This window comes from Rhodopseudomonas sp. B29, assembly GCF_000333455.1.
GTDB lineage: Bacteria > Pseudomonadota > Alphaproteobacteria > Rhizobiales > Xanthobacteraceae > Rhodopseudomonas.
Genome location: NZ_BADD01000340.1, coordinates 1 through 5,841 on the forward strand (window position 1 = coordinate 1; position 5,841 = coordinate 5,841).

General features: G+C 65.1%; 5 protein-coding genes and 2 pseudogenes. 6 read left to right on the forward strand and 1 reads right to left on the reverse strand.

From position 1 onward, the window contains the following. The coding region (locus I5M_RS29635) for a hypothetical protein (protein WP_148287865.1) at positions 1-219 on the reverse strand (219 nt) is incomplete at its 3' end. A 406-nt stretch (positions 220-625) separates the two neighbouring features. Between I5M_RS29635 and I5M_RS29640 the strand changes: the two are divergent. From I5M_RS29640 to I5M_RS12260, 6 genes and pseudogenes are all read left to right on the forward strand, one after another. Then, positions 626-2,080 (forward strand): annotated as a pseudogene (locus I5M_RS29640) (ABC transporter substrate-binding protein). 211 nt (positions 2,081-2,291) lie between these two features. Next, the gene (locus tag I5M_RS12240; protein ID WP_022721669.1) at positions 2,292-3,245 is read left to right on the forward strand and encodes an ABC transporter permease; all 954 of its coding nucleotides are present in this window, start codon (positions 2,292-2,294) and stop codon (positions 3,243-3,245) included. Between the two features lie 10 nt (positions 3,246-3,255). Beyond that, positions 3,256-4,141 (forward strand): annotated as a pseudogene (locus I5M_RS29645) (ABC transporter permease). Positions 4,142-4,144: 3 nt separating this feature from the next. Beyond that, the gene (locus I5M_RS12250; RefSeq protein WP_022721670.1) at positions 4,145-5,209 is read left to right on the forward strand and encodes an ABC transporter ATP-binding protein; all 1,065 of its coding nucleotides are present in this window, start codon (positions 4,145-4,147) and stop codon (positions 5,207-5,209) included. Next, positions 5,206-5,403 carry a hypothetical protein gene (locus I5M_RS12255; protein ID WP_022721671.1) on the forward strand — a complete coding sequence of 66 codons (198 nt, stop codon included), beginning with the start codon at positions 5,206-5,208 and terminating at the stop codon, positions 5,401-5,403. The genes I5M_RS12250 and I5M_RS12255 overlap by 4 nt, the downstream gene beginning before the upstream one ends. Beyond that, positions 5,400-5,841 (forward strand): amidase (locus tag I5M_RS12260; protein ID WP_148287866.1); only part of this gene is annotated, 442 nt, incomplete at its 3' end. The genes I5M_RS12255 and I5M_RS12260, both read left to right, overlap by 4 nt.

The window sequence follows — 5,841 nt, forward strand, 5'->3', positions numbered from 1 at the left end:
ATACGCGCCGGCGCCGCGGTCGGGCTGGCCGGTGGTCAACGGAATGTCCGCCATCGAGATGCCGTAACGCACCACGGACTCCGCCTGCGCCGTCCCGAAAGCGCTTGCGGCCATCATCGCGGCCAGCATCAACGCGGTTTTGACTCGCCTCATGATCTTCCCGATCTCCTGAATAGCGATGCGGCACCGGTCATTCGTCGCCGCATCGATGCGCCGCATGTTGGGCGCCGCATCTTCGATGCGCGGCTTCTTGCAATGCGGATGCCAAATCACACGGAATTGCCCGAAGGCACCGCGCCGGAGCGGGAGATGTATACGTAAAGCGCACTCTGCCGCCTTCGCTGGCACATGCATTGCATTGCCTGGGCAGTGGCCCGCATCGCGCGATGTGGCCGAGACTTTGTTTCTGTAGGGGACGTCTTCTATGCGTGATCGTCGTTTTGCCGGCCGCCGTGTCGCACTGGTTTTGGCCGCTCTGCTCAGCAGCATCGCGCTGCCGGCTTCCGCCGAATCCGTGCTGCGCATCGGCATGACCGCTGCCGATATTCCGCGCACGCTGGGCCAGCCGGATCAGGGGTTTGAAGGCAATCGCTTCACCGGCCTGACGATGTATGACGGGCTGACGATGTGGGATCTGTCGTCCGCCACCAAGGCCAGCGTGGTGATCCCGGGCCTCGCGACGGAGTGGAAAGTCGATCCTGCCGACAAGACAAAATGGACCTTCAAGCTGCGTCCGGGTGTGAAATTCCACGATGGTTCGGACTTTCAACGCCGACGCCGTGGTCTGGAATGTCGACAAGGTGCTCAATAAGGAGGCAGTGCAGTACGATCCGAGCCAGGTCGGCGTCACCGCTTCGCGCATGCCGACTCTCGTCTCCGCAAGAAGATCGACAATCTGACGGTCGAGCTGACCACCAAGGAGCCGGACAGCTTCCTGCCGATCAACCTCACCAATCTGTTCATGGCCAGCCCGGCCAAATGGCAGGCGCTGTACGACAAGGCCGAGGGCGCGGACGCCAAAGCGAAGTCGACGGCTGCGTGGGCTGCTTTCGCCAAGGATGCGTCGGGCACCGGCCCGTGGAAGATGGCGAAGTTCACGCCGCGCGAGCGGCTCGAACTGGTGAAGAACGAAGCCTATTGGGACAAGGCGCGCGTGCCGCATGTCGACCGCATGGTGCTGCTGCCGATGCCCGAAGCCAACGCCCGGACCGCCGCTCTGCTGTCCGGTCAGGTCGACTGGATCGAAGCGCCGGCGCCCGACGCCGTGAAGGAGATCGAGGCGCGCGGCTTCAAGATCGAGAAGAACGAGCAGCCGCATGTCTGGCCGTGGCAGTTCTCGCGCGTCGAGGGCTCGCCGTGGAACGACATCCGCGTCCGCCGTGCCGCCAACCTCTGCATCGATCGCGAAGGCCTGCGCGACGGTCTGCTCGCCGGCCTGATGGTGCCGGCCACGGGCACCTTCGAGCCCGGCCATCCTTGGCGCGGCAAGCCGCAATTCCAGATCAAGTACGATCTGCCGGCGGCGCAGAAGCTGATGAAGGAAGCCGGTTACGGCCCGGACAAGAAGCTCACCGTCAAGGTGCAGACCTCGGCGTCGGGCTCCGGCCAGATGCTGCCGCTGCCGATGAACGAATATCTGCAGCAGGCGCTGGCCGAGTGTTACTTCGACGTCAAGCTCGACGTCATCGAATGGAACACGCTGTTCACCAACTGGCGCCGCGGCGTCAAGGATCCGAGCGCCAACGGATCCGACGCCATCAACGTCACCTACGCGGCGATGGATCCGTTCTTCGCGCTGGTGCGCTTCCTGCAATCGTCGATGGCGCCGCCGGTGTCGAACAATTGGGGTTACATCAACAACCCGAAGTTCGACGAACTGGTGAAGAAGGCGCGTACCAGCTTCGACGACAAGGAGCGTGACGAAGCACTGGCCGAACTCAACGCCGCCTCGATCGACGACGCGGCCTTCCTCTACGTCGCCCACGATGTCGGCCCCCGCGCGCTCAGCCCGAAGATCAAGGGCTTCGTGCAACCGAAGAGCTGGTTCGTCGACTTCTCGCCGGTGACGATGGAGAAGTAATCGTTGGGTTGTAACTAGCCGCGGCCGCGTTGCTCGCGGCCGCGTACCGCCCTTTCCACGTCATGGCCGGGCTTGACCCGGCCATCCACGGCAACCGGCACTGTGCTCGTGATCGTGGATGCCCGGGTCAAGCCCGGGCATGACGACAAAAGAGAGGCCGACGACGCTGGCCTATCTCACTCCGCTGTCGTTGCGCTTCTGAAGGAACGCCGTGCTCTCCTACATCGCCCGCCGCCTCGTCTATGTGATTCCGATCGTGCTCAGCGTCGCGCTGGTGTGCTTCATGCTGGTGCACATCACGCCCGGTGATCCGCTGGTCGCTGTGCTGCCGGCCGACGCCTCGCAGGAACTCGCCGCGCAGCTGCGCGCCGCCTACGGCTTCGACCGGCCGCTGCCGGTGCAGTTCGGCCTGTGGCTGCTCAAGGCCCTGCACGGCGATCTCGGCACCTCGATCGCCACCGGCCGTCCGGTGCTCACCGAAGTCATGCGCGCGGTCGGCAACACCGTGATGCTTGCCATCGCCGCGGCGATCATCGGCTTCTCGTTCGGCTTGCTGTTCGGCCTCTTGGCCGGTTACTTCCGCGACACCTGGGTCGACAAGGTTTCGACCGGGGTCGCCATCGCCGGCGTCTCGGTGCCGCATTATTGGCTCGGCATGGTGCTGGTGATCATTTTCTCGGTCCAGCTCAACTGGCTGCCCGCGGTCGGCGCCGGGCCGGGCGGCTCCGGCCAATGGGCGTGGGACTGGGCGCATCTGCGGTTTCTGGTGTTGCCGGCGATCACTACCTCTGTGATCCCGATGGGCATCGTCACCCGCACGGTGCGGGCGCTGACCGGCGATATCCTGTCGCAGGATTTCGTCGACGCGCTCCGCGCCAAGGGACTTGGCGAAGGCCAGGTGTTCCGTCACGTGCTGAAGAACGCCGCGCCGACCGCGCTGGCGGTGATGGGCCTGCAGCTCGGCTACATGCTCGGCGGCTCGATCCTGATCGAGACGGTGTTCTCGTGGCCTGGCTCGGGCCTGCTGCTCAACTCCGCAATCTTCCAGCGCGACCTGCCGCTGCTGCAGGGCACGATCCTGGTGCTGGCGCTGTTCTTCGTGTTCCTCAATCTGCTCGTGGACATCGCCCAGGCGGCGATCGATCCGCGCATCAAGCGGGCGTGAGCGGATGGCGATGACCACACTCGACGACAGCGCGCTGCAGATCGCGCCCGCCGGCTCCAGCCGCGGCTATTGGGCGACGGTCGGCCGCCGCCTGCTGCGCGACAAGGTCAGCGTCGCCTGCGCGCTGATCCTGATCGCGATCTTCCTGGCCGCGCTGCTGGCGCCCTATCTGCATCTCGCCGATCCCTATCAGGGCTCGATGATCCGCCGCCTCAAGCCGATCGGAACGCCGCACTACCCGCTCGGCAGCGACGAACTCGGCCGCGATATGCTGTCACGCCTGATCTATGGCGGCCGGCTGTCGCTGCTGATCGGCATTCTGCCGGTGGTGCTCGCCTTCACGCTCGGTACCTCGCTCGGTCTCGTCGCCGGCTATGTCGGCGGCAAGGTCAACACCGCGATCATGCGCACCATCGACGTGTTCTACGCCTTTCCGTCGGTGCTGCTGGCGATCGCGATCTCCGGCGCGCTCGGGGCGGCATCACAACTCGATCGTGTCGCTCACCATCGTGTTCATGCCGCAGATCACCGCGTTCGCCGAGAGGGTCACCACGGGCGTGCGCAACATGGATTTTGTCGAGGCGGCGCGCGCCTCCGGCGCCGGGCCGCTGACCATCATGCGCGTGCACATGCTCGCAAACGTGCTCGGCCCGATCTTCGTCTATGCCACCGGGCTGATCTCGGTATCGATGATCCTCGCCGCCGGCCTGTCGTTCCTCGGCCTCGGCACCAAGCCGCCGGAGCCGGAATGGGGCCTGATGCTGAACACGCTGCGCACAGCGATCTACGTCAATCCCTGGGTGGCGGCGTTGCCCGGCGCGATGATCTTCGCGGTGTCGATCTGCTTCAACCTGCTCAGTGACGGCATGCGCAGCGCCATGGACATCCGGAGTTAGGTCATGACGGAGATTGCCGAACTCCCGCACGCGCTCGAGCCGATCGAGGATATCGGCGGTGCCGCGCAGCCGCTGCTGCAAGTGTCCGGATTGACCAAGCACTTCCCGGTGCGCGGCGGTCTGTTCGCGCCGAGCAAGATCGTGCGCGCGGTCGATGACGTGAATTTTTCCGTGGCCAAAGGCGAGACCGTCGGTATCGTCGGCGAATCCGGCTGCGGCAAGTCCACCACCGCGCGACTGCTGATGCATCTGATGCCGCGCAACGGCGGCGACATCATCTATGACGGCCGCGCCGTTGGCCGCGAACTCAGTCTGCGCGAGTTGCGCCGCGGCATGCAGATGGTGTTTCAGGACAGCTACGCGTCGCTGAACCCGCGGCTGACGATCGAGGAGTCGATCGCGTTCGGCCCCAAGGTCCACGGCATGGCGGACAGTGAGGCGAGGGCGCTTGCGCGCGAGCTGCTCGGCAAGGTCGGGCTGCGGCCCGAGACCTTTGCCAACCGCTACCCGCACGAAGTCTCCGGTGGCCAGCGCCAGCGCGTCAACATCGCCCGCGCGCTGGCGCTGTCGCCGCGGCTGGTGATCCTCGACGAAGCGGTGTCGGCGCTCGACAAATCGGTCGAGGCTCAGGTGCTCAATCTGCTGGTCGATCTCAAGCGCGAGTTCGGCCTGACCTATCTGTTCATCAGCCACGATCTCAACGTGGTGCGCTACATCTCCGACCGCGTGCTGGTGATGTATCTCGGCGAGGTCGTCGAGCTCGGTCCGGTCGATGACGTCTGGGATCAGCCCGCGCATCCCTATACGCGGGCGTTGCTCGCTGCGATGCCGTCGTCTGATCCGGACAAGCGCACCGAAGTGCCGCCGATCTCCGGCGATCCGCCCAACCCGATCGATCCGCCCGACGGCTGCCGGTTTCATACCCGCTGCCCGTTTGCCGAGGCTGTGTGTTCCAAGATCAAGCCGCTATTGTCTCCTGTCAGCAAGAGCGGCCATCAGGCCGCCTGCTTGATGGTGATACCAGGCTCGGGCCATAGCGCCGCGCCTGAAGGAGAACCCGTTCAATGAGAAAGCCCGACCCTGCAACCATCAAGGCGATGGCGGAGATCGCCGGCGCGCCGGTGAACGACGAAGAGGCTGCGCGCATCGCCAATTCGATCGGCCCTGGCTTCGACGGCTTCGCGCCGATTTCGGGGAGGTTGCCGTTCGATCTGGAGCCGGCGACCTACGTTGCGGTGCAGTTGTCGGGAGCCACCAAGTGAGCGATCCGACTCTTTTGACGCTGACGCAGGTCGCGCAGGCGATCGCGGACAGGACGATCTCGTCGCGCGAAGTTACCCAGGCGCTGCTCGATCGCATCGCGAAGCTCGATCCCAAGCTCAACGCTTTCATGTCGATCGAGGCCGATGCGGCGCTGAAGGCCGCGGATTCCGCCGATGCGGCGCTGGCGCGCGGCGACCGCAAGGGCGCATTGCACGGCGTGCCGCTGGCCCACAAGGACATGTACTACGACGCGGGTCACGTCGTGACCTGCGGCTCGAAAATCCGCCGCGATTTCGTGGCGACCACGACCTCGACGGCGCTACAGCGGCTCAAGGATGCTGGCACAATTCGGCTCGGCAGTTTGCAGATGTCCGAATTCGCCTACGGCCCAACCGGCCACAACGCGCATTATGGCGCAGTCGGAAATCCCTGGGCCA